The organism is Secundilactobacillus oryzae JCM 18671, from assembly GCF_000740055.1.
In the GTDB taxonomy this organism is placed as follows: Bacteria; Bacillota; Bacilli; order Lactobacillales; family Lactobacillaceae; genus Secundilactobacillus; species Secundilactobacillus oryzae.
This window is the reverse complement of record NZ_BBJM01000024.1, coordinates 1-24,627: the sequence shown is the minus strand read 5'-3', so window position 1 is coordinate 24,627 and position 24,627 is coordinate 1. Positions and strand designations below refer to the sequence as shown.

Genomic DNA, 24,627 nt, shown 5'->3' with positions numbered 1-24,627 from the left:
TAAAGCTTAATTATTTGATTTTTTTATTGATTTGCAGTAAAACTAAATCATGATTTAGCAGTCGAACGGATTAACTGCTAAATTTTTAATTACGAGTTAATAAGCTGATTTAATTGAGTTCTAAAAGTTGCACAATCCGTATTAAACGGTATAATGGATTCGAAAGTCAAAATAGGTCAAACATTTTCAACCTATTTGTTCCTAGTCTATTAGGAAGATTTTAAAGGAAAGGAGCTTCATAATGCTCTGTCAAAACTGTCACGAACGTGAAGCGACCATTCACCTCTTTATGAATGTGAACGGTCATCGACAACAAGTTGACCTATGTCAGAACTGTTATCAGCTTCTTAAAAACGAACAAGGACTCAACGGAAACGGAGGTGCTCAAATGGCACAAGATCCATTTGGTTTCGGTAACCTAGATGATATTTTCCGCGCCATGCAAGGCGGACAACCGGCCGCTGGACAGCGCGATTTTCAGCAACAAGTTCCCCCTACTCAGGCTAGCCGTGGCAACGGCAACCAAAATGGGAATGGCTCATTACTCGGCCAGTTTGGGATTAATATGACGGAGCTCGCTAAAAACGGAAAGATTGATCCCGTAATTGGTCGTGACAAGGAAATTGCCCGAGTCATTGAAATATTAAACCGTCGGACAAAAAACAATCCGGTTCTCATTGGTGAAGCCGGTGTTGGTAAAACAGCAGTTGTCGAGGGCCTGGCTCAAAAAATCGTCGAAGGTGCTGTACCGCAAAAATTAACTAACAAACAAATTGTTCGACTCGATGTTGTTTCTCTAGTTCAGGGAACCGGCATTCGTGGTCAATTTGAACAAAGAATGCAACAACTGATGAAGGAAGTTCAAAGCAACCCTGATATCATTTTGTTCATTGATGAAATTCACGAAATTGTGGGCGCTGGTAACGCTGAAGGCGGTATGGACGCCGGTAACGTTTTGAAACCTGCCCTTGCTCGTGGCGAATTCCAACTCGTCGGTGCAACGACTTTAAATGAATACAGAGATATTGAAAAGGATCAAGCACTGGCAAGACGACTTCAACCCGTCACAGTTGACGAGCCATCCCCTGAAGAAGCAGTCAAAATTCTCAAGGGCATCCAAAAGAAGTACGAAGACTACCACCACGTTAAATATACTGACAGTGCCATTGAAGCAGCTGTTAAGTTATCTGACCGTTACGTTCAAGACCGCTTCTTACCAGACAAGGCAATTGACTTGCTTGATGAGGCCGGTTCGAAAAAGAACTTAACCATTAACGTCGTCGATCCAAAAGATATTGAGCAAAAAATTAAGGATGCTGAAGATCAAAAGCAAGCTGCCCTTCAGCAAGAAGACTATGAAAAAGCTGCCTACTATCGTGACCAGATTTCTAAGTTAGAAAAGGCCAAGGGTAGTCAAACTGCTAGCGACTCAGAAGGTGTTCCTCAGGTGACTGAAGAAGACATGCAAAAGATTATTGAGGAAAAGACTGACATTCCAGTTGGTGAACTTCAATCCAAGGAGCAACAACAATTACGCGATTTGTCATCTGACCTTGAATCACATGTCATCGGCCAAAACGAAGCCGTCGACAAAGTTGCACGAGCCATTCGTCGTAACCGAATCGGTTTAAACGGAACAGGACGGCCAATTGGTTCCTTCCTCTTCGTCGGCCCCACCGGAGTTGGTAAGACAGAACTGGCTAAACAACTTGCTATTGAATTGTTCGGCTCTGCTGATTCTATGATTCGTTTCGATATGTCTGAGTACATGGAGCCACATTCAATTTCCAAATTAATCGGTTCACCTCCTGGCTATGTCGGTTACGAAGAAGCTGGTCAATTAACCGAACAGGTTCGTCGTCATCCTTATAGTCTGGTTCTCTTGGACGAAGTTGAAAAGGCGCATCCAGATGTCATGCATATGTTCCTCCAAATCTTGGACGATGGTCGTCTGACAGATTCTCAGGGGCGGACGGTTTCATTCAAAGATACCATTATTATCATGACGTCGAATGCCGGTTCTGGTGATAGCGAAGCCAACGTTGGTTTTGGTGCAGCAGCGGCCGGGACGACTCACTCGATTTTGGATCGTTTGACGAACTACTTCAAACCAGAGTTCTTAAACCGATTTGATGACATTATCGAATTCAACTCCCTCACCAAGGAAAACTTGATGAAGATTGTCGATTTGATGATTGTGAACGTCAACAAAATGCTTGAACAACAAGGTATTAACATCCACGTCACGGTTCCCGTTGAAGAAAAGCTCGTTGAATTAGGCTATGATCCAGCAATGGGTGCCCGACCATTGCGTCGAGTAATCCAGGAACAGATTGAGGATAAAATTGCAGACTACTATCTTGATCATTCGGGTGTGACCAACCTGAACGCTAAGATTAGTAACGGTGACATTGTCATTGAAGCTGCAACAGAAGAATAGGTTTATGAAACGCCGGCAGAGACCGGCGTTTTTTTTCGAGATAATTGCAACTCTTTTAATATTTAGTGTCACCCCCTATCCTAAGGTTCCCTTGTGCTAATTAATTGCGGTATACTATGGATACTGAATTCTTGTACGGGAGGGAAAAGACACATGTGGCGTTGGCTCAAACAATTGATTACGAAACCCAATAAACGACCAACTTACCGACCTCGCCACAGTCATCAGGCAAGTGGTAAGGCCCCCGTTAATCGAAGCAAGGTAACTGCATCAGAACCGGTAACACCACAACTTGAACAACCGCAAGCCGTCCAACCAGTGGCACGCGTGAACGAACAACCACTACCAACTAAACCAAATGCCATGATGGTCATTTTGTACCTCGACCAGAATCAAAGTACATTACGTGAACCACAGGTGATTATGGGGCAACTCGGCGACGTCATCAATTTCGACGTGCAACCCACCACTTCTTATACCTTATCCGCGATTTCCGGATATACCCAGCACTTCCCGGCCGAATACGCCATTATGACCCTTCAATTCGAGCGACAATTTGGCCAACCGGTGATTTACTATCAAATCGATTACGATACCAATGAAATTCTGGCTTACCCCACCATCATTAGTGGGCGCATCGGTGAATCATTTGAAATGGTGCCTCCCGTTGCAAAGGGCTATAACTTAATCCGTGTCCAAGGAAGTTCACGAGGAAGGTTTACTGACAAGGTTCACCCAATCTTTGCCTTTTACCGCAAGGAGGCCTGGCAAACCGTTAAAAATGTTAACTTCTACATTGAACTCAAACGAGCATTGCAGCCCTTTGATGAACCGGATGGCCAAAAACAGGCCATTAATTTACCTGCTAAATCGGTATGGCGTGTCTTTCAGCAAATCACTAAGGTAGACGGTACCATTTGGTATAACATTGGCGGTGCCGAGTGGTTAACTGCTAAATACACTGCAAGCCACACACATCCAATGAAACCTGAACTTACTTACGCTGGCATGCGATTCCATAGCAATCCATTGGCTTTAACCGGACAAATCGATTTTGTGGCCGGACGCAGTGTCACGACCTACGACCAGCCGTACGGTGCATCAATTGGTAAACTGGCTGACGGTGAAAAAGTCAATATCACACACATTCTCCGAGATGATCAAGGGCTTCACTGGTATCAACTAGATACCGGCGCTGTATTGTTGGCAACCTACATCAAAGTCAATTAAAAAAGAGAGTCGAAATTTTTCGACTCTCTTTTTGTCTAATCTTCTTGAATCGCTTGATACGACCGATTTAGTCGAATTCGATTCACAATTTGCTTATTCAATTCCAGCACAATTGTTGGTACAAACATGGCAACGATTACGATTGGCCACGCCACGGCTGGTAAGGTCACCAGTCCAAAAAGCTGTTGAAGCGGTGGCACAATTGCAACCGCTAGTACTAACAGTGCCGCCAGTGCCAAGCCCATATTCAGGGCCCGATTCGATTTAAAGCTGCTCAAGCTAAGCGGTTCGCGGGTCTTAATCGCATAGATATCAATCATTGATCCCAGCGCTAAGACTAAGAAGAGCATCGACATCCCAATTGAAGGCACGTTATCCATTAGCCCAAATCGTCCAAGGGCATAAATGCCAAGTGTCAGGATTGTGAATGTCACCGCCCGAATCGCCACTCGTTGGCCGAGTCCATTAGCAAAAATACTGGACCACTTGGAAATTGGTTTTTGCTTCATGACTGCTCTTTCACCCGGTTCACGACTCAAGTAGAAGCCTGGAATTCCGTCAGCAAGAACGTTGATTAACAGGAGTTGCTCCGCAATTAGCGGTGCGCCCCAACCGATGGCAACGGAGAAAATCATCAAGAATAGTTGGGCAAAGTTGACCCCAATCAGGAATTCGACCGCCTTCAGAATATTTTGATAAACGGTCCGTCCTTCAGACACCGCGGCAACAATCGTCGCAAAGTTATCATCAGTCAACACCATGTCAGCGGCGCCCTTTGAGACTTCGGTTCCGGTAATTCCCATCGCAATCCCGACGTTCGCAGCCTTTAGCGCTGGCGCATCATTCACGCCATCCCCAGTCATGGCCACCACAGCACCCTGACTCTGCCAAGCACTCACAATTCGAATCTTATCTTCTGGTGATACTCGGGCAAAAACGGAAGTGTCCGCAATTTGCCCTGCTAACTGTTCATCATCTAGTTGCTTCATTTCCGCTCCAGTCAGCACCGAGTCACCCTGACAAAGGATCCCAATCTTTTTGGCAATAGCCTTAGCCGTTTCGACGTGGTCACCCGTGATCATAACAGTTCGAATCCCGGCACCTTGCGCCTCCGAAATCGCTGCTGCGACTTCATCTCGAGGTGGGTCGATCATGCCAACCAGGCCTAGTAGTTCTACTTCATCTTGGAGGGCTTCAATACTTTTAGTGCTATCTTGCTCAATAACCTTATAGCCCACCGCTAGCACTCGAAGTGCCTCACGACCAAATTCATCGTGAGCTTCTTTGGCTCGTTCATAAATATCGCCTTCACGCTTGATTGGTAAACGGTCAAAAGCTCCCTTAACAATCAAAAGTTGTTTTTGATCATCAATTTTATGGAGCGTCGCCATTGTTTTCTTACTAGAATCAAACGGATCCTCAGCAAGTCGCGGATAATTAATTTCTAACTTATCGCGGGTCATGCCAAATTTGTACATCAATCTGACAATTGCCAATTCAGTTGAATCGCCCATTTCAATTTCTTCATCTTGTTTATTAACTTCAATCTCAGCATTAGTGGCTAAGCCAAACATAGTCACTAATTTTGACTGCTGTTCGCTTAATTTAGCAATTTGCTTAACACTTGCCACTCCGCCATCAGTTGCCCATAGTCGAGTGATGGACATTTTATTTTGCGTCAATGTGCCAGTTTTATCTGACGCGATTACGTTCACGTTTCCGATTGTTTCAACGGCACTCACCCGACGCATAATCGCATTTCGCTTCGCCATCTTTTTTACACCATGAGCTAAGCTAATGGTCACAATGATAGGCAAGGTTTCGGGAACCGCGGCCACCGCTAGTGAGACTCCAATCATCAAACTACTAATTAAGGAATCACCATGCATCAACGTACCCAGCAGGAAAATAATTACCCCGCCAGCAATTGCAACGCCAGAAAGCGTACTGACCAACCGGTTCAACCGATTTTGAAGTGGTGTTTGTTGTTTCTTGGTCTTATTCAGCATGCCGGCAATTTTACCAAGTTCCGTATTCATCCCGATAGCTGTCACAATCGCAGTGGCATTTCCCTGCGTAACGGCTGTTCCTGAGAATACCATATTTTGCTGATCACCAATAGCTTCAGGATCAACTGTCAGTGGCTCAGCTGACTTGTTGACCGGCACACTTTCACCAGTCAAAATTGCTTCATCGACCGACAGATTACTAGCCGTAGCTAATCTGGCATCCGCCGGCACTTGGCTACCTGGTTCTAATAAAATAATATCGCCAACCACTAAATTAGTAGCATCAATCAACTGTTTCTTCGAATCACGAATCACTTGAATTTCATGGACGCTTAATTTTTTTAGCGCCGCTAATGCTTGTTCGGCACTATGCTCCTGATACATGCCGATTAAAACGTTTAAAACTAAGATGCTACCGATGACAATGGGTTTCGTCCAACCGCCGTCGGTCGTGAGCGCTAAATACACGGAAAGAATAACGGCAAATAGCAGCACAAGGGATGCAATATCCGCCATGTGTTTACCGATTTGCTGTAGCAGATTGGGCTTTTTCGCCTCACTTAATGCATTGTCACCATCAGCTAAATTTCGCCGAGTCACCTCGGTGGTATTTAACCCCGTCTGCAAATCCGTCTCGTATTTTGCTAACATCTCCTTTATGGGTAGCTGGGTATCGTTCTGTTTCATCTCTGACAGTCCTTTCTGTTAGGGAATCATGACATACTCGCCAATTGAAAATGGGTGTCTCCATCTAACTAATAGTCTAGCGGAAATAAAAACGAATGACAAGAAATATGTTATTGAACGTTTAAGATAAAACTAATCGTAACGACAAAAAAAACGGCGCCATTCTTGGCACCGCAACGCTTGTCTATAGGTTAATATCCATATTGAACGTTAGCTTAGAAAGGGCTAAGCTTTCGGACAATAACTGGTTAATAAACGTGTTCGTTTTTTCGTTCATTTCATGCGCAATCTCATGGTTTTGCTGTGTCAGATAAGCCGTCAACTCATCTCCAGATAGTCGTTTAGCTTCTGCATCTACTGCAGCAACGTGCGCTCTAAAGCGCTCTTTTGCAGCTGTAACAAAATCAGTATCCGATTCGATGAACTGCTGATAATGAGATTCAACCACGATTGAAAGCCGGCGATAAGTCCAGTACGCACTATGATTATCCATAATCTTAGGCGTTGTATGATAGCTTTCGTCCGTATCAGTAGCATTTGCAAAGAATGGCACATATGGACTAAATGCTGGAACGCCGAAGTTGAGCCACATAATCGCTGAAAATTCTTCAGGCACATCATTCCGAATTTGGAGGACATGAGAGTTTTGTGTCCGGTTCATTGAGATAGGTCGGAACTTGGTCTTCGATGCTTCAGGACCATTGCCCAATGGATCATACTCCGTTTCGTTATAGTGGGAACTGAGGATGTACTCAATATCCTCAACACTAATCTTCTTGGAAGTGTGGCAGATAAATGGAAGGTCATTTGAATCAGGAACTTGCTCAATCTCCGGGTTCAAATAACGCTGCCCAAACCAAACTCGTGGTGTGTTGTAATGACGATCCTTTTCGTTGCTTGTACCAAAAATGTGGCGGAAATTCCAACCACTTTGATCCGGATTGAGGTGGTGACTTTCAACAAAGTTCTGAATGCCTTCTGAGAATTTGAAGTTAATTGGATCTGTGAAATCAACTTCTTGAATGGCAACTTGGTTAGCAGTGATGGCATAAGCATCATCGGGAATCCGCTGAGCGACCCAGTGGTGGCCCGTCACAATTTCCATGTACCAAACTTCGTCCTTATCACTAAACAACACGCCGTTTCCTTCTGGTGAACCATATTTAGCAATTAAATTGCCGAGGTATTCAACACCTTCAGCAGCTGAGTCAATAAATGGTAGGACCATTGTTTGCAATGAATCTTCGGCGAGACCATCAGCCACTAATGGATCATAAGCCAGTGCCTTGGGGTTCCCATAAACACTTTCGGTTGCACTCATGGCCACGTTGCGTTCGTTAAACCCGCTTTCGTCATAGACACCGTCTTTTTCGATGTCTACGTTTGGAGTGGCCATGTAGCGGTAGCCACTTTCTGGTAATTCAGCAGTAAAGCCATTTTGATTGGATACCAAGGTTTCGTGGCGACCAGTTACCGCTTCATGAACGTAAAATCGTTGTGGTGTTAGTGGCAAAAAAGTGTCATCGTTTCTGGCGATCATTGTCGAGCCATCAATCGATGCCTTCTTTCCAACGAGAACAGATGTGCAGGCTGATAAATGTTTCTTTTCCATGTACAGGACCTCTTATCAATTTAATAGAACTATTTTACACCTTTTTCGATGGCCATGACTCAATTTCTCACGAAAAACAACGGTCTAATAACCCTTCGCCTTGAATTGAAAGTGTTGACATTTCAACTGCATTGTTTAAAATAAGATTGTAAGCAATTTATTTTGCAGTTTCTTGTGAAATAATTAGCAAAATTAAGTATAGAAATTGGGGAGGACCTACCATGAAAGTTATTGTTATTGGTTGTACACATGCAGGTACATTCGCAACACAACAAATTTTAACGGAACATCCAGACTTCGACGTGACCGTTTACGAGCGGAATGATAATCTATCATTCTTATCTTGTGGGATAGCACTTTGGGTTGGGGACCATGTTTCAGATCCTGATAAGATGTTTTATTCATCACCTGAAGCCTTGGCTTCACTCGGTGCACACATGAAGATGCAACATGACGTTTTAAGCGTTGACACTGACGCTAAGACAGTTGAAGTCAAGAACCTTGTAACTGGTGAAACCAGTACAGAAAGTTATGACAAACTTGTCATTACGACAGGTTCTGCCCCAGTTATTCCACCAATCGATGGCATTGATAACGACAAAGTCTTCCTTTGCAAGAACTGGAACGACGCTAAAAAGATTAAGGATGCTGCACCTAATATTAAATCCGCAGTTGTCATCGGTGCCGGTTACATCGGGGCCGAATTAGCAGAACAATTTGCCGTAACTGATAAAGAAGTTACTCTAGTTGACGGTTTAGATACTGTTTTAGCTAAGAACTTCGACCCAGAAATTTCTGAACGCGTCGCCAAGGACTTCACTAATAACGGCGTTAAGTTAGCCATGAATGAAATGGTGACTAAGTTCTCCGACAATGGTGATCAAGTAACCGTTACAACAACCAAAGGTAGCTACACTGCTGACATGGCTGTTCTCTCAGCTGGTTTCCGCCCTCGTACTGAACTCATGAAGGGCAAAGTTGATATGTTGGAAAACGGTGCGATTATTACTGACGAATACATGCGTTCATCAAACCCAGATATTTTTGCAGCTGGTGATTCATCAGTCGTTCACTACAACCCAACTGGCAAGAATGATTACATTCCATTGGCAACGAATGCCGTTCGTCAAGGAATCCTCATTGGTCACAACATCGTTGAACCAACCATGAAATACATGGGCACTCAATCATCTTCAGCTGTTGCCCTCTTCGGAAAGACCATGGCATCATCCGGATTAACCGTTGGTGCAGCTAAGGCTCGTGGCATAGATGTTGATGCAGTAACACTCGAACAAAACTACCGTCCTGAATTCATGCTAAGTACAACACCAATTTTGATGCGTTTAGTCTGGGATCCAAAGACTCGCGTGGTCTTAGGTGCCTCATTCTACAGTGAGTACGATTGTGCTCAATCAGCCAACCTCATTTCACTCGCTATTCAAAACAAGATGACCATCGATGAGCTGTCAATGGTCGACATGCTTTTCCAACCAAACTATGACCAACCATTGAATTACGTCAATGCCGTTGCCATGGCAGCCGTTGCCCAAGCAGATGCCGCTGTTGCAGCTAAATAGCTAAAAATATAAGTGTCACAAAAAAATCGAATCCCAACGGATTCGATTTTTTTATAGTTTTTCAGATAATTTAACATCAGGGTACTTATCCTTAAACCAACGTTCAGCAAATTGATTTTCAAATAGGAACAGTGGATCACCATTGCGATCCTTAACCAAAATATTCCGACTAGACGACATCTTTTCATCTAGTTGTTCTGGATCAATCCAACGGGCAGTCTTCTTACCAATTGGTTCCATAATAACATCCGAGTTATATTCATTTTGCATTCTGAATTGGAATACTTCAAATTGAAGTTGACCAACGGCACCCAGAATATAATCGCCAGTTGAGTAGGTCGTGTAAAGTTGCACAGCCCCTTCCTGGACCAGTTGCTGAATGCCTTTATGGAATGATTTTTGCTTCATAACATTTTTAGCGGTAACCCGTACAAATAATTCAGGCGTAAATTGTGGTAACTTTTCAAACTTCACAGCTTTTTTACCCGTATAAATACTATCACCAATTTGATAATTACCGGTATCGTACAATCCGATGATGTCTCCCGCCACAGCAGTATCAACATTTTCGCGAGTGTCAGCCATAAACTGAGTTACGTTGGAAAGTCGCATCTTCTTTTCCGTTCGCTCCAATGTTACATCCATCCCATGAGTAAACTGACCGGAACAGATTCTTACAAATGCAATTCGATCCCGATGGTTCGGATTCATGTTAGCTTGAATCTTGAATACGAATCCTGAGAAGTTAGGATCAGTTGGTTCAACTGCCCCATCATTTTCTGTCTTATGTTCAGCTGGTTTAGGCGCATACTTCAGGTAAATCTCAAGGAAGGTTTTCACACCAAAGTTAGCTAATGCAGAACCGAAGAACACCGGGGTCTGGTCCCCTACTTTGATTTTTTGTTGATCAAAAGTATTCCCGGCATCAGCAATCAATTCCATATTGTCACGCGTGTCTTGATACCAAGAATCCTGCTTCAAGTCAACGTCATCAGCTAAATCACCATTTTCATCAAGAGGCAAGTGTTCCATATCGGCATTTGCACCTGCGCCTGATTTGAAGAGCGTTACTTGGTTGTTATATCGGTCGTAAAGTCCCTTGAGTTCTTTACCCATCCCGATTGGCCAGTTCATTGGGTAGGCTTCAATACCCAACACATCTTCCAGCTCATCAATCAATTCCATAGGATCACGGCTATCGCGATCCATCTTGTTCATGAAGGTAAAAATTGGAATTCCCCGCATCTTACAAATTTGGAAAAGCTTTTTCGTTTGGGGTTCAATCCCCTTAGCCGCATCAATCACCATGACGGCAGAGTCCACTGCCATTAAAGTCCGATACGTATCTTCAGAAAAATCCTCATGTCCTGGGGTATCCAAAATATTGATTCGTTTGCCTTCGTAGTCAAATTGCATCACAGAACTGGTAACGGAAATCCCACGTTTTTGTTCGATTTCCATCCAGTCAGATTTGGCAAAGTTGCCACTCTTTCGGGCCTTAACGGTACCAGCCTCGCGGACGACGCCTCCGTAAAGTAGAAGTTGTTCAGTAATCGTTGTCTTACCCGCATCCGGGTGAGAAATGATTGCGAACGTTCTTCTCGAGTTCACTGCATCTTCAAGTTTAACGTCACTCATGTTTGTCTCCTTTTCGGTGCTCCGATTTCGTAAATCACAATGCTTGTATTGTACCACAAACTCGACTTTTTCCGCTGATAAATTAGCCAGCTGTGATACACCAGTTTATATGAATTTTTAAGGAGTGATATTATCTTAGCGAACGCCCAAGTTCTCATCATTAAAACGATTTTTATCATAGGAGCCGTACTTTTAGCAGTCGGTTTAGTCGGCCTGATTCTAAGAAAGCTGGCCAACAAACGCTTAAGCGGGCCTCTAGGATTCGTAATAGTCGGCACACTGATAACCATGATTGCACTCATTATTGGCCTCACCTTTTTCAAAACGTATGCAGGCGTTCCAATAAAAAAAGCCGACTATTATACGCTCGCTAGTTATACCACTAACATCCAAAAATCCGTCAACAGCTCCAGTAGTCGGGCAAGTCAAAACGTGGTTTACCTGGCCAAAGCTGATAAATTACCGCAAAGCTTACAATCTAAAACTAAACAGGCCCAGAAAACCCAATCGCCCCAAAAACGGGTCAACGCCTATCAATCATTTTTAAGGGGGGTAGCTCACCGATTGACAAATAACCCGGATGACCAAGTTAAGCTAACCAACCAGTTAATTCAAAATGCTCATCTCTAAGTAAAAAGGAGGCTCTCAGCGAGAGCCTCCTTTTTATTCTTAGCCATTATGTTCAATTTGATGAACGACGTAATTCACAACCTTCAGTGAACTCAACCCATCGTTAATCGCACAGAAGCGACGGTAGAACTTCATGAACTTTTCATTTTCAGCCATATCGCCGGCTTGTAATCCATCTTGGATTCCCGCCAACAAGTCTGACTCATCTTGGGCAATCTTTCCTGGTAACTCGCGCTCATAATCCAAATAGAAGCCACGTAGTTCATCCTTGTACAAATGATAATCGTAAGGGTAGAACAGAATTGGCCGCTTCAGATAAGCATAATCAAAGAAGACGGACGAGTAGTCGGTAATCAACATATCCGATACCAAGTAAAGATCAGAAATGTCAGGATGACTAGAGAAATCGTAAACAAAATCACTGTAATCGCTGATATCCAATGCGTTTGAAATCAAATAGTGCATCCGTAAGATTAAAACAGTATCTTCACCAAATTGCTTCTTAAAATCAGCCAAACTAAATGGTAACTCAAAGGTATACTTTCCCTTTGCGGCAAATTGATTATCCCGGTAGGTTGGCGCGTACATAACCACTTTTTTATCCGCTGGAATTCCCAACTCAGCTTTCAATGCTGTGATGTCATCAGCCGATGAATTAATCAGTTTGTCGTTTCGTGGATATCCAACCTTCAAAATCTTATTGTTATAGCCAAATGCTGAACGGAAAATTCGGGTGGAATAATCATTTGGTGAAACCAACGCATCCCAACGGTTGGCTTCTTTCACGAAATTAACATGATACTTAGCCGTCGTGGTTCCTGGCATTGAGACGTTTTCAATATCTAAGCCCAATTTTTTCAATGGCGTTCCGTGCCAAGTTTGGATATAAGTCAGATAATTAGGCTTACGGACCCATGATGGGAATCGCGCGTTACTAATCCAGAACTGCGCCTTTTCCAGGGTTCGAACCCACTTTGAAGTACGGCGAATCACATATTGGATTCCGTTGTCCCGGCAGAACTTCTTTTGATCACGGTCGATTGACCAAATTAAATTGAAACCAGGATAAAGTTCCTTAAATAGGTTATAAATAGCGTAAGGACTATCACTGACTTGCCGACCACCGAAACTTTCAAAAATGATGGTAGTTTGTGCAAATGGTTGATGTCCTCGTCTGAACAATCGGCGAAGTCTGAATAAATTCAACTTACTCATGAACTCCTGACCCATTTGTAACCCATCTGACGCCTTCCCTGGTAAGGTTGCTACCTTTTCACCAAAGGTTGGTGCGGGATAACTGCGAATCAGCAAACCGTTATCAAAGCTCTTATCAATCATGATAACCTGTTCTTTTGAAACTTGGCCTTCGGTATTTTGACCAGCCAATGACTTCGCCAGCACAATGCGCTGCTCAATGGGTTGATCTGCATACGTATATTGAATAAAGATAGCCTGTTCAGAATCAGCCGGAATATCCTTTAGTGGCACTTCAGCCGTAAATAATCCCTTTAGACTCCCCTTACCAACCGGATACTCCATCTGACTATCCGAGGCCGTATTTTTCAAAAGCACCTTCATGTCGCTAAGCTTATGGCCATCGATGATACTGTGACCATTAATTTGAAGTGAATCTTCCGTCACGTTAACCGCCGTTGCAGTAAAGGCTACGTCAGATTGGTGTGTATGAACGCTTAGAATTGCCATCCCCATACTGTCCGCACTCGCCTGAACATAACTCGTCAAAGAAAGCTGGTGGCGGTCACTTAGAAATTCACTTTCCACCTGAATCATATATTGGTTATCAGCATTAATAAAACTGAGATAAATTTGCCAAGCAAATTCGCTCTGACCATTTCGATTAAATTGGAAACTTGCTGGATTCACCCGGATGTGGAATTGATCATCATGATCCATATTGGCAACTGGAACGTTGATTGACGCCAAACTACTCTTCTCAAAGAAATGTACCGTTAATTGTTCAAGAGGATTGGGAACATCAATTAACTCAAATTCGAGCTCTTGTTTTTGTTTTAATTGTTTTAAATCTGAAAGTATTGCTCGCACAATTAACGACTCCTTAGTAATTAAAAATCAACTGGTCTGGTAAGTACGCAGAAAGAGTAATGTTATCATCCATATCGATAAAATAACTCGTTTCATTAGCATCAAAAAGCTGTAAAACTGCCGCATAGAATTGGAAAACATTCTTGAATTGATTAAACGTTTCATTATCTAACACCTGGAAATCTTGCAACTCTTGATCAAATTGATAAATCGTATCCATTGGCTCGCTCGCATTATCGGCTTCGACGTCCGCTTTTGAAAGTCGAACTGCGGTCGGTAACTTAATGACGGAACTCTTGCCTAAACTAAAAGTCAACTTGACCTCTCGACCTTGATCAATAAACTGAAAGACAGATTCGCCCTTAGCATTGATGAGCTGACTTTCCTTCAATTGACCATCATCAAAATAACTCAAACTGATTAAATCACCGTTATCATTGTAGTTGGCACTTCGACGTGGTTGGTGCTTTTCATTAAATTGTGTCAGACGAATCAAATGACCATCTTCAGCATCAATAATCTTTTCCGCCTTAATATCACCAGCTTTGACATACCGAGTGGCTTTCACACCGTCTTCAAGCTTAAATTCAAACTCACTTAGGGATTCATCAATTTTCAATTGTTCATCTGATTGAAGCGGAATACCCGGCTTCGTCGCAAAAATCTCACTTAAGTCTAATACGTCAATCTGTGCCAAACGTTTTGCACTCATAGTTTGGCTAAACAAGAGACGTGCCTTTCTTGTCTCATAAAGATTCACGAGGCCAAGAATCACCTTAACTTGCATGCCATCGTCCATCATTTGTTTAATTCTTCTGGTCAATCGAGATTTTTGGACACCGTTTAAGGTTGTCACTAAAAATACAGCTTGATTCATAATTTGCCTCCGCAAGAAAATAATAAAATATCCCTAGCCTAAACTGGGGATATTTTAGGTTCATTCAGTTTTATGCTTTCCAGTCTTCCTTATCACTTAGACCCAAGTCCTTCTTGATCTTAGTGGTTGAGACGCCCGCTGTCCGAGGGAGGTAAACGACTTCACAGTACTCTTCAAGGAAGTCAAACTTGCCCTTCCAGTCATCACCCATGACAAAGGTGTCAATGTCGTACTTCTGAACGTCTTTGATTTTTTGATCCCAAGTTGTTTCAGGGATGACTTCATCAACGTAACGAATGGCCTCAAGAATGTACTTACGGTCTTCGTATGACGTATAAGCCCGCTTCCCTTTTTCGGCGTTAAATTCATCTGATGAAACACAAACAGTTAAGTGATCACCAAGCTCTTTGGCCCGCTTAAGCAATCTAATGTGGCCCTTATGTAATAAATCAAAAGTGCCGTAAGTAATTACTTTTTTCATAATATCTCCTACTAAATGAATTGATACTTTTTATTATATCATGACCTCGATACGTTTATCACAACACCATAAATACTAGCATAATTGGGCACAAGGTCAATATAAATTAGCAAAACACTAGATTTATTTAGAATTTTCTTGTGCATGACTTTCTTCAGAGCGAATCATCGCAATGTGATAAATATTCTGAACAATGACCTTCACAACTGCATATAACGGAATCGCCAAGATCATCCCCATCAAACCAGCGATATTTCCCGCCGCCAATAAAATGATAATAATCGTTAATGGATGAATCTGAAGCGTCTTTCCGATAATGTTTGGATACACAACGTTACCATCAACTTGTTGAACAACTAAGACCACGATGATGACGTACACCAATTGAAGCATGTTGTCGCCAAAAGCCACGATGAGTGCCGGTAAGATGCCAATATAAGGACCAACATAAGGAATAATATTGCAAGCCCCAGCAAAAACACCGAGGAGTAAGGCATATTTTTGACCAATTAGAACGTACCCAATTGCCGTAAAGGTCCCAACGAATAAGCATTCAATCATTTGACCACCAATGTACTTGGAGATGGTATTACTCATCTGCTCTAGCACACTAATCGTTTGATCCGCTTGATGCTTTGGTAGCATCTTTTTAATCGTTGGTAAAAACTTGTGTCCATCCTTCAACATGTAAAAGAGCATCACTGGTACCGTGATGGCCACCACTGCAAAGCTGGTAATCGTACTAATGATGGTTCCCAGACTGGTCGTTAAACGATTCAGAAAGCTACTTGCGTAAGTGGATGCGCCTTTTTCAATCTGATCCGTATATTGAGTGAAATCAATATTTTTAAACCATGAATAATTCGCTAATTTCTGGACAAAATCCTGTGTCGTATTCGCCAATGCCGGAATGTTCGAAATCATATTGGCCACCTGCTGAATTAGTCGTGGTAGCAACCAAACGAGCCCTAGTGCTAGCAACGCCAACAGCAGGATAAAGACAATCAGGACCGACCAAGTATGATTAATGGCCTTTCCGCGAATCTTCACTTTTTCTAACAACTTCACGACTGGATTGAGCAAGTAGTATAGTGCGCCTGCGAGCAGAACTGGAATAAAAACCACCTGCAAAAAGATTCCAATCGGCGTAAATAGAAAGCTAATCTTGGTACAAATCCAAATTAAAGCCACAACAATTAGTAGTTCAAGTGACCAAAACATTAAGGATGAATTCTTTAATCGAGTAAACATTCGCCTTCTCCTCCCGAAAAACTATTAGCCACATTATACAATAGTCAATTACATAAACCTAGTTTTCATCAATGCTTTAAACTCAAAAAGGAGCCGCAACGTCTAAAACGTCACAGCTCCTTTTTGCTATTTATCGACCAAGAAGACGGCCATAGGCACACAGCTTACTTGTGTTGGGCTAGTTCCTGATACCGTTTGTACCAAAGGTTTACGTATTCTTCCGAAAACGGTCCCTTTTTATTATTAATCCAATCGACCAAGGTCAAAACGTTGCCCTTCAAGATTCGATCAATCTCGGGTCCGTAATTCCAACGCTGGCTAAAATCTTCATACTCGTCAGCATCCAATAATCGTTTTTCGCCATCTGGAAACACCTTAACATCCAAATCGTAATCAATGTATTTCAAGGCTTCCTTATCTAAAACGAACGGCGAAGCAAGATTACAGTAATACGAAATACCATTATCGCGAATCATCGCAATAACATTAAACCAGTAGTGCTTGTGAAAATAGACAACAGCAGGTTCTCTAGTTACCCAGCGTCGCCCATCATCTTCGGTAACCAACGTATGATCGTTAACACCAATGATGGAATTTTCACTTGTTTTGAGTACCATTGTATCGCGCCAAGTACGGTGTAAGCTGCCATCGTGCTTATAACTTTTTATGGTTATGAAGTCGCCTTCTCTAGGTCCGTTAACTTCGCGCGCCATAATATTAACCCTGCTTTCTGCGTTATAGCGGGTAATTCACAATTCTTAGACATTATATCAGAATTCATGTGAACTTGCGAAATCTTTTTCCTATTCTTCTTCTGACATTAGCGACTCAATTTCAACATTAATGGCATCCATCGAAAAGCCTTTACGAAACAAGGCTTGTTTGGTCTTCATCACTCGCGACCTAGGCGATTCGGCGCGATAGTGGCGCCAACTTTTGGCAGCTTGTTTCTTGAGCAATTCTGTTTCTTTTTCTTCATCAGGCTCAATGGTCAGTTCAGCCATTACTCGATTGATAACATCCCCACCAAAGCCATTGGTCATAAGTCCCTGCCGAACTTTTTGCTTAATCATCACTAAAGGCTGGCGATCATAGCGTTTTGCTAATTTCTTCCCAAGTTTTAAAGCATTTTCAATCTGTTGCTCCTCTGGGTATTCTAGCAATCCTGCTTCGATATCTGCTTCCCCAATGCCCTTTTGACGCAAATGAGTGAGCATACTCCTGGGCCCCTTAGCCGCCAAAAGGGACTGTGTATGCACATAACTAATGGCATAGTTCCGATCGTCTACATAATTGTTAGCTCGGAGTTGTTTTAAAACTTGTTCGATTACTTCAGGTGAAATATCAATTGAGAGTAACTTATCGCTAACTTCCTTTTCGGAACGTAATTGTGGCGCAATGTAATCCAAGGCGCGACTGTACGCTTTTGAAACCTCATCAGCCGCCGTTAATTCAGCAATCTGGTCATTAGTTAGTTCCATTCCCTTAAAGACCCGGAATTTAATCATAACGGCCTCACTAATTGGAAATGCGTACTGATCATCGATATAAACGTTGTACCTGCCTTGCCGCTTTTGTGCTTCAATTTTCGAAATCTTTTTTACCAATTTTTTCCTCCGTAACTGAAACCCACAAATTCACAATTAATCAAAATTTTGCTATACTGCTTGCAGTAGAAACTAATAGAACGAGGATGACAATAATGGCAACTGCACATGTAGTATATGCAACAATCACTGGTAATAATGAGGATGTCGCTGACATTATTACCGAACAATTTGAAGACCTCGGCGTTGACGTGACCGAGACTGAAATTTCTCAAACGGATGTCTCAGTCTTTAATGATGTCGACATTTGTGTCGTCGTCCCTTACACCTATGATGAAGGTGCCCTGCCCGAAGAAGGACTTGATTTTTATGAAGACCTTCAGGAACTTGATTTGACAGGCAAGGTATTCGGCGTTGCTGGATCTGGTGATGTCTTTTACGAAGACGATTATAACGTTGCCGTAGATAGATTTTCTGAGGCTTTTGAAAAGGCTCACGCAACTAAAGGCACTGAAAGCGTCAAAATCAATCTGGAACCAGATGAAGAAGACATTGATGCCCTTGATAAATTTACAAGTGCCCTGGTCGCGAAAATTAGCTAAAGCCGCTTTTGTGGCTTTGTAATTGGAGTTCGTTTAACCTGTTTAGGTTGAACGGGCTTCTTTTTTGTGGGAACTGGTGCCTGCTTTCGGCGATTATTACGGAAGTTTACAGTTCGTGTGCGCGTCTGATTAATGAATTTGGCAATGTAGTCCTGTTCCTCAATATCGCCTTGCATCAACTCCTGGACCGCCGAATTTAAAACGGCCCCAACAAGTAAAATCTCACCAAGGTAGTTTAACCAGAACATTAAAATGATGAAAGTTCCAATCGTTTTATATCCAGTGATACCACTCGCAAAGTAGCGAAGGTAAATGGTAAACAGTTGCGACAATAGTAACCAGCCGACCGTTGTTAGGATTGCTCCTGGCCAAACGTAACGCCATTTAAGCTTGGCAGTTGGCACAAAATAATACAAAAGTAAGGTCAATACAAAGACCCCAATTAGGGTCAACGGCCATTTAATGTTCGCAAAAGTAGCCGTGATCACATCAGGAATTTCAATGAATTTTCGAAGCCCTTCCAGTGCTAACTGTCCAAAACTGAAGAAAATCATGATTGAAAACAAAAAGACCACCAGCAACAAGGTCCAAACAAAAGAAACGATTCGATTGATAATTGCGTTGGGTTTCTTGATGCCATAAGCCAAGTTAACTGTACGTTGAAAAGCCGCAATAGCTCGGCTAGCCGACCACAACGTCACCAGAATTCCGATGGATAACGCCCCACTGCTTTCACTACTCAAGAACGAATCAATAATTGGCTCAAGCGTCTGATAGACGGCCGGGGGCATAACCGGTTTAACGTAGGACATGATATGGTTAGCGCTAATATTAAAATACGGAAGAATGCTCCCAATAACCAGTAACATTGGCAAAATTGAGAGTAACGCATAAAACGCCAAAACGACCGACGAATCAGAAACGTTGGCCATTTGGAAATGCTTCGCAGTATTCTTAATGAGTTCTTTTAGCTTGTTCCACATAACGGTACCTCGTCATTATTGAATTCGGCTTTCGATAGCAGCTAAAATATGTTCGGCAGCATGACCATCCCCATATGGGTTCTTGGCCTCCGCCATTTCCTGATAGGCTTTCTCATCAGTTAATAAGGTTAGCATTCCATCGCGAACTTTATCAGGATCTGTGCCTACTAATTTCAGCGTCCCGGCTTCAACACCTTCTGGCCGCTCCGTCTCGTCTCTTAAGACCAGAACGGGTTTTCCTAATGAAGGGGCTTCTTCTTGTACGCCTCCTGAATCAGTCATGATGAAGTAGCTCCGCGCTGCCATATTGTGAAAATCAACAACATCCAATGGCTCAATCAGATGAATGCGGGCATCGTCGCCCAATTCAGCTTTGGCAACTTTTTGAACGGCTGGACTCAAATGAACCGGATAAACAACTTCAACGTCTGGCGTTTCATCGACCACTTTACGAATCGCTTTAAGCACCCGTTTCATTGGTTCACCCTGGTTCTCACGCCGGTGCATCGTAAGTAAGATTACTCGTTTACCTGCATCGATTTCATTTAAAACGGGGTGATCGTAATCAGTTGAAACAGTTTGATTTAGCGCATCAATAGCCGTGTTCCCCGTAACAACGATGTTTTGCTCGTTATGATTCTCCTTAAGCAAATTAGCTCGGCTCAATTCCGTTGGTGCAAAATAAAGATCAGCAAGTACATCTGTCAATTGGCGATTCATTTCCTCTGGATAAGGCGAATACTTATCCCAGGTTCGCAAACCAGCCTCTACATGCCCAACTTTAGTTTGGTGGTAAAAGGCACTGATACTAGCTGCAAACGTCGTTGTCGTATCACCATGTACTAAGACAATATCTGGTTTTTCGATTTCTAATATTTCATCCAGTTTCAGCATAACCCGACTGGTTATCTGGCTCAGCGTCTGGTTGGGTTGCATGATATTCAAATCATAGTCTGGCGCGATGTTGAAGATTTCCAGTACTTGATCCAACATTTCCCGGTGTTGCGCGGTCACCACCGTCACTGGTGTAAAATGCTCTGGGTCATTTTGCAGTGCCAAAACAATTGGGGCCATTTTAATAGCTTCCGGACGAGTTCCAAAAACGGACATTACTTTAATAGTCATGAGTGAATAACTCCTAGTTCCTTTAATTATGGTTCTAATTATAGCAGACCCACCCTGCTGATACCATTTGTCCGCCGGGGTTTCCGCTACCTTCACGCCAAAACTTAATTCTATTTTACTTTATTAAATTGAAATCATTGTATAGAATGAGAGTAGTCTTTCCATTTAGACCCAAAGGAGCCTACGACATGAGTACCATAAGTATCATTGTTCCGTGTTACAACGAAGAGGAGTCAATCAATCTCTTTCATGATACGGTTGAAAAAGTTTTTACTAATATGCGAGAAAACGGCATGAACCACCAACCAGAATACTGGTTCGTTAACGATGGCTCATCCGATAACACTTTACAAATTCTTCGGGACCTACAACAAAAAGCCCCCGAAACTGTTCACTTCATTTCCTTTTCCCGCAATTTTGGGAAGGAGGCTGCTTTGTCAGCCGGCCTTCACGCAGCCACCGGCGAGCTAATTACCGTTATGGACGTTGATCTTCAAGATCCTCCTGAGTTATTGCCAAAAATGATCAAACTGATTGAAAATGATGGCTACGATTGTGTCGGTACCATTCAGCACGATCGCGTTGGTCAAGGTAAGATTCGGGCCTTCCTCTCTAGTTCATTTTACCGGGTCATCAATTGGGTGTCACAAGTGCGAATCGAACCTAATGCCCGTGACTACCGATTGATGACGCGCCAAATGGTTGACTCTGTATTAGCACTTCCTGAGTACAACCGTTTCTCTAAGGGCATTTTCGCTTGGGTTGGATACAACACAACTTATATCAAGTACGAAAGTCAGCCACGTGCAGCCGGTGAAACCCACTGGTCGATGGCGCAGCTACTTGAGTACTCACTCGAAGGAATCATCGATTTTTCCGATGTCCCTTTGAAATTAGCAACCTGGGTGGGGGCCATTTCCTTCCTAATTTCAATCGTTGGTCTCATTTTTGTAGTTTTACGTGCACTCATCGTAGGTGGTTCCGTCGCTGGTTGGGCTTCCCTTGTCTCAATTATCTTGTTATTGGGTGGCATTCAGCTCTTCAGCCTCGGAATTCTGGGTAACTACATCAGTAAAATCTACCTGGAAACGAAGCATCGTCCTAAGTACATTATCCAAGAACAAAAGTAATCGTTTATTACTGGAGCGTTAATTAATGAATAAAGCGTTGGAATTATTTAAAAAGTACCACGATTTAATCACTTATGTTTTCTTTGGTGGTGTCACAACCGTCGTAAACACCGTGGTGTTCGCCCTTTGTGACCTGGTAATGAATTACCAAATTGCAAATATCATCGCTTGGTTTGCCTCTGTCCTAGTGGCCTACATTACGAATAAGTTATGGGTTTTCAATTCCCACTATGAAACTTTCCACGAAGCTTTTCGTGAATTCTATATGTTTTTCGGCCTCCGAGTTGCCTCACTGGTACTTGACCAAGCCATCATGACGGTCGGTATTTCGCTGCTAGGCTGGAATGCCCTACTGGTCAAAATTATCGATCAAGTCGTGGTGATTGCTTCAAACTACTTATTTTCAAAGTATTTTATCTTCAAATCAAAAAAATGATCTCCCGCGGGAGATCATTTTTATTTACAGATATTTAGCTAAGAATTCAGGATCCTGGGAAGTTAAAATCTCAGGACCATTTTCAGTAATGACCAATGTATGCTCATATTGGCAACTCAAACTACCATCAAGCGTTCGAACAGTCCAGCCATCTTCCTCATCTGGATCAGCGGCTTCCCAACCACCCACATTAACCATGGGTTCGATCGTAATTGTCATGCCTGCCTTCAAACGTAGGCCATGACCTGCAATGCCATAATGAGGGACGTTAGGTCCTTCGTGCATCGTTGGGCCAATACCATGACCAACATATTCACGAACATCGCCATAACCGTTTTCATCTTCAACATAGTGTTGGATTGCCGCACCAATATCACCAATTCGGTTACCAACTACAGCTTGTTCAATACCAAGGTCGAGAGCTTTTTTTGTTACAGCCATCAACTTTTTCACTTCATCGTTAGGCGTACCTACAGCAAATGCCCAGGCAGAATCAGCCATGTAGCCGTCAACACTAATAACCGTGTCGACTTTAACAAGGTCCCCATCCTTTAAAACGATGTGCTTACGTGGAATGGCATGACAAATTTCGTCATTGATGCTGACACAAGTCGCATACTTGTAGCCTTCAAAATCCATCTCTTCTGCCACAGCATGATGATCCTTAATCCACTTACGACTGAACATTTCAATGTCCCAGCCAGTAATTCCTGGTTTGATAATATCTCTTAAAGCAACGTGCATACCGGCCAACACAGCACCAGCACGGCGCATCCCCTCGATTTCTCGTGGTGATTTTAACGTAATCAATCTGATTCCTTCTCTCAATAAAAATTAATTAATGATTCTGTTTTAAATCCTGTAAAAATCTAGCGACTGTGGCAAGTTCCTCTTTGGAATACTTCTCCACCATTTCCGCATGTTGTCGATCGACCAAAACCTCAATCTGGTTCTGGGCCTCAACCACTCGTCGGCCAATCGCCGTCAGTTGATACGGAATTTCTGGCTTATCAGTACCAACATTCGACTTATTGATAAGTTCATCATGCATCAACAATTTGATTGCCTTGTTGACCACTCCAACTGGATAGCCCAACAATTCAACTAAACTAGCTTCACTAATCTGTTTTTGTTGGCCGATAGTTCTCAGCACCTTCATGCTCATTTGTGACAGTTTTGCGATGGTATGCTGCAAATCATGATTTTGAACGTGGATCTCGAGCCATTGTCGTTTGAAATTATCATCCTGTGAGTGCACGTTAATAATTTCGATTAACGGATTTTCAATATTTTGTTGGAAGTATTTAAATTTATCCACTAACCTCACCCTTTCGTACAGTCCAATGAAAAGCATAACATAAAAGACAACAACCGGGTAGTAATCGTCTCCTTTGACACCATTTAACAATGAAAAAAGGCGGCCGTAGCCACCTCTAATGTGCAATTCTAGTATGAAATATTTTTGTACGTTTTGTATAGTGATGAAACATCACCACTTGAGATATTGAGTTGGTTGCTAACGAATGGATACATAATTGAAGGTTTCTTAGCATTATGCAGCATGCCCACTGCGTGACCTAGTTCATGAATCGCCGTGTTACGCAAACTCGTCGTGGTTAACTTGAACTTCTTAATGTTATCAGTAATTAAATAACTACGGGCACCCTTGGTAACGTATCATCTGACTTATAGTAAGACGTGTAAGTCAAACCAACCACTGACTTACCCGCACTGTAATCACCAAGTGCCTTCAATGATTTTTGACGTAGGTAGATGTCAGGCGCATCTGACCCGGTATATTTGACGAATTTGATGACGTACATCTGGTTCCAACGTTTGATAGCGTATTGGAACGCCGACTTATATTTGCCGGAAACACCGTCAAACTTGTATGTAATGGTTCTGCTAGCCCAATGACTGCCATGATTAACTTGCATTGGCGTTGCTGACGAAACTTTCAGCTTGAGGTTACGAACGCTTTTAGGGGCTGCTGGGTTAACTCTAACTAGCTTAACCGTTTTAGCTGCGTGGACCTGGTTAACGACGAATGGATTGCTACTATATTGGTTAATTTCGTCATTATCCGCTGCTTTCACGGGTGTTGCCATTAATGCGAAAAAACTAATAAATGGAATAAAAAAAGCCAATAATAATTGGCTCGTCGACCGGGAGCTAGATTAATTGGCTCTATACTAAATCCTGTTGATGGATATCTTAAGTGATATTCTATTAACAGGGTTTTTTGCATAAAAAAAGGCCCATGGCCTCATATACTTAAAATCCACCCACCACAAGCATCATTAGAAAG

General features: G+C 42.6%; 22 protein-coding genes. 7 read left to right on the top strand and 15 right to left on the bottom strand.

The features are described from left to right. The first annotated feature begins 241 nt into the window (after positions 1–241). Together LOSG293_RS07135 and LOSG293_RS07130 are read left to right on the top strand one after the other, a co-directional pair. The gene (locus LOSG293_RS07135; protein ID WP_034528633.1) at positions 242–2,440 is read left to right on the top strand and encodes an ATP-dependent Clp protease ATP-binding subunit; all 2,199 of its coding nucleotides are present in this window, start codon (positions 242–244) and stop codon (positions 2,438–2,440) included. 153 nt (positions 2,441–2,593) lie between these two features. Next, positions 2,594–3,670: a MucBP domain-containing protein gene (locus tag LOSG293_RS07130; protein WP_034528629.1), complete on the top strand. Its 1,077-nt coding sequence runs from the start codon at positions 2,594–2,596 to the stop codon at positions 3,668–3,670. 35 nt (positions 3,671–3,705) lie between these two features. Here LOSG293_RS07130 and LOSG293_RS07125 read toward each other — a convergent pair whose 3' ends face one another. Then, positions 3,706–6,366, bottom strand: coding sequence for a cation-translocating P-type ATPase (locus LOSG293_RS07125; RefSeq protein WP_034528626.1), 2,661 nt, complete (start codon positions 6,364–6,366; stop codon positions 3,706–3,708). A gap of 184 nt (positions 6,367–6,550) precedes the next feature. After that, complete coding sequence (locus LOSG293_RS07120) at positions 6,551–7,978, bottom strand: C69 family dipeptidase (RefSeq protein ID WP_034528623.1); 1,428 nt, start codon at positions 7,976–7,978, stop codon at positions 6,551–6,553. Between the two features lie 221 nt (positions 7,979–8,199). Between LOSG293_RS07120 and LOSG293_RS07115 the strand changes: the two genes are divergently transcribed. Further along, positions 8,200–9,555 (top strand): FAD-dependent oxidoreductase, encoded by a 1,356-nt coding sequence (locus LOSG293_RS07115; RefSeq protein ID WP_034528618.1) that lies wholly within the window; start codon positions 8,200–8,202, stop codon positions 9,553–9,555. Between the two features lie 51 nt (positions 9,556–9,606). On the opposite strand, the gene LOSG293_RS07110 is transcribed toward LOSG293_RS07115, so the two are convergent. Continuing rightward, positions 9,607–11,193 carry a peptide chain release factor 3 gene (locus tag LOSG293_RS07110; protein ID WP_034528615.1) on the bottom strand — a complete coding sequence of 529 codons (1,587 nt, stop codon included), beginning with the start codon at positions 11,191–11,193 and terminating at the stop codon, positions 9,607–9,609. A 288-nt stretch (positions 11,194–11,481) separates the two neighbouring features. On the opposite strand from LOSG293_RS07110, the gene LOSG293_RS07105 reads away from it, so the two are divergent. Further along, complete coding sequence (locus LOSG293_RS07105) at positions 11,482–11,823, top strand: hypothetical protein (protein ID WP_034528609.1); 342 nt, start codon at positions 11,482–11,484, stop codon at positions 11,821–11,823. Positions 11,824–11,862: 39 nt separating this feature from the next. Here the strand turns inward: LOSG293_RS07105 and LOSG293_RS07100 are convergent, their stop codons facing one another. The 6 genes from LOSG293_RS07100 to recX all read right to left on the bottom strand — a co-directional run bounded on the left by LOSG293_RS07100 (position 11,863) and on the right by recX (position 18,103). Beyond that, a complete protein-coding gene (locus LOSG293_RS07100; RefSeq protein ID WP_034528607.1) occupies positions 11,863–13,887 on the bottom strand; it encodes a CDP-glycerol glycerophosphotransferase family protein in 2,025 nt (674 codons plus the stop codon). 13 nt (positions 13,888–13,900) lie between these two features. Continuing rightward, positions 13,901–14,764 carry a hypothetical protein gene (locus LOSG293_RS07095; RefSeq protein ID WP_034528605.1) on the bottom strand — a complete coding sequence of 288 codons (864 nt, stop codon included), beginning with the start codon at positions 14,762–14,764 and terminating at the stop codon, positions 13,901–13,903. A gap of 70 nt (positions 14,765–14,834) precedes the next feature. Then, positions 14,835–15,245, bottom strand: a complete 411-nt coding sequence (tagD, locus tag LOSG293_RS07090) for a glycerol-3-phosphate cytidylyltransferase (RefSeq protein WP_034528604.1) — start codon at positions 15,243–15,245, stop codon at positions 14,835–14,837. 123 nt (positions 15,246–15,368) lie between these two features. Further along, positions 15,369–16,496: an AI-2E family transporter gene (locus LOSG293_RS07085; RefSeq protein ID WP_034528601.1), complete on the bottom strand. Its 1,128-nt coding sequence runs from the start codon at positions 16,494–16,496 to the stop codon at positions 15,369–15,371. A 164-nt stretch (positions 16,497–16,660) separates the two neighbouring features. Beyond that, the gene (gene ntdP / locus LOSG293_RS07080) at positions 16,661–17,209 is read right to left on the bottom strand and encodes a nucleoside tri-diphosphate phosphatase (RefSeq protein WP_034528599.1); all 549 of its coding nucleotides are present in this window, start codon (positions 17,207–17,209) and stop codon (positions 16,661–16,663) included. A 90-nt stretch (positions 17,210–17,299) separates the two neighbouring features. Next, the gene (recX, locus tag LOSG293_RS07075) at positions 17,300–18,103 is read right to left on the bottom strand and encodes a recombination regulator RecX (protein ID WP_034528598.1); all 804 of its coding nucleotides are present in this window, start codon (positions 18,101–18,103) and stop codon (positions 17,300–17,302) included. A gap of 95 nt (positions 18,104–18,198) precedes the next feature. Here recX and LOSG293_RS07070 point away from each other — a divergent pair, with 95 nt between their 5' ends. Further along, positions 18,199–18,645 carry a flavodoxin gene (locus tag LOSG293_RS07070; RefSeq protein ID WP_034528595.1) on the top strand — a complete coding sequence of 149 codons (447 nt, stop codon included), beginning with the start codon at positions 18,199–18,201 and terminating at the stop codon, positions 18,643–18,645. Here LOSG293_RS07070 and LOSG293_RS07065 read toward each other — a convergent pair. Both LOSG293_RS07065 and wecB read right to left on the bottom strand, forming a co-directional pair. Next, positions 18,642–19,628 carry a YihY/virulence factor BrkB family protein gene (locus LOSG293_RS07065; protein ID WP_034528591.1) on the bottom strand — a complete coding sequence of 329 codons (987 nt, stop codon included), beginning with the start codon at positions 19,626–19,628 and terminating at the stop codon, positions 18,642–18,644. The genes LOSG293_RS07070 and LOSG293_RS07065 overlap by 4 nt on opposite strands. 15 nt (positions 19,629–19,643) lie before the next feature. Further along, positions 19,644–20,753 carry a non-hydrolyzing UDP-N-acetylglucosamine 2-epimerase gene (gene wecB / locus LOSG293_RS07060; RefSeq protein WP_034528588.1) on the bottom strand — a complete coding sequence of 370 codons (1,110 nt, stop codon included), beginning with the start codon at positions 20,751–20,753 and terminating at the stop codon, positions 19,644–19,646. Between the two features lie 188 nt (positions 20,754–20,941). Between wecB and LOSG293_RS07055 the strand changes: the two genes are divergently transcribed. Both LOSG293_RS07055 and LOSG293_RS07050 read left to right on the top strand, forming a co-directional pair. After that, a complete protein-coding gene (locus LOSG293_RS07055; protein WP_081919927.1) occupies positions 20,942–21,883 on the top strand; it encodes a glycosyltransferase family 2 protein in 942 nt (313 codons plus the stop codon). Positions 21,884–21,908: 25 nt separating this feature from the next. Continuing rightward, entirely contained in the window at positions 21,909–22,319 is a 411-nt protein-coding gene (locus LOSG293_RS07050) for a GtrA family protein (protein ID WP_034528582.1), read from the top strand. Positions 22,320–22,343: 24 nt separating this feature from the next. Here the strand turns inward: LOSG293_RS07050 and map are convergent, their stop codons facing one another. The 4 genes from map to LOSG293_RS07030 all read right to left on the bottom strand — a co-directional run bounded on the left by map (position 22,344) and on the right by LOSG293_RS07030 (position 24,427). Beyond that, entirely contained in the window at positions 22,344–23,129 is a 786-nt protein-coding gene (gene map / locus LOSG293_RS07045) for a type I methionyl aminopeptidase (protein ID WP_034528580.1), read from the bottom strand. A 28-nt stretch (positions 23,130–23,157) separates the two neighbouring features. Next, entirely contained in the window at positions 23,158–23,637 is a 480-nt protein-coding gene (locus LOSG293_RS07040) for a winged helix DNA-binding protein (protein WP_152551118.1), read from the bottom strand. 128 nt (positions 23,638–23,765) lie between these two features. Further along, a complete protein-coding gene (locus tag LOSG293_RS10330) occupies positions 23,766–23,924 on the bottom strand; it encodes a matrixin family metalloprotease (RefSeq protein WP_160171712.1) in 159 nt (52 codons plus the stop codon). A 41-nt stretch (positions 23,925–23,965) separates the two neighbouring features. Further along, the gene (locus LOSG293_RS07030; RefSeq protein WP_160171711.1) at positions 23,966–24,427 is read right to left on the bottom strand and encodes a zinc metalloprotease; all 462 of its coding nucleotides are present in this window, start codon (positions 24,425–24,427) and stop codon (positions 23,966–23,968) included. Positions 24,428–24,627 lie beyond the last annotated feature (200 nt).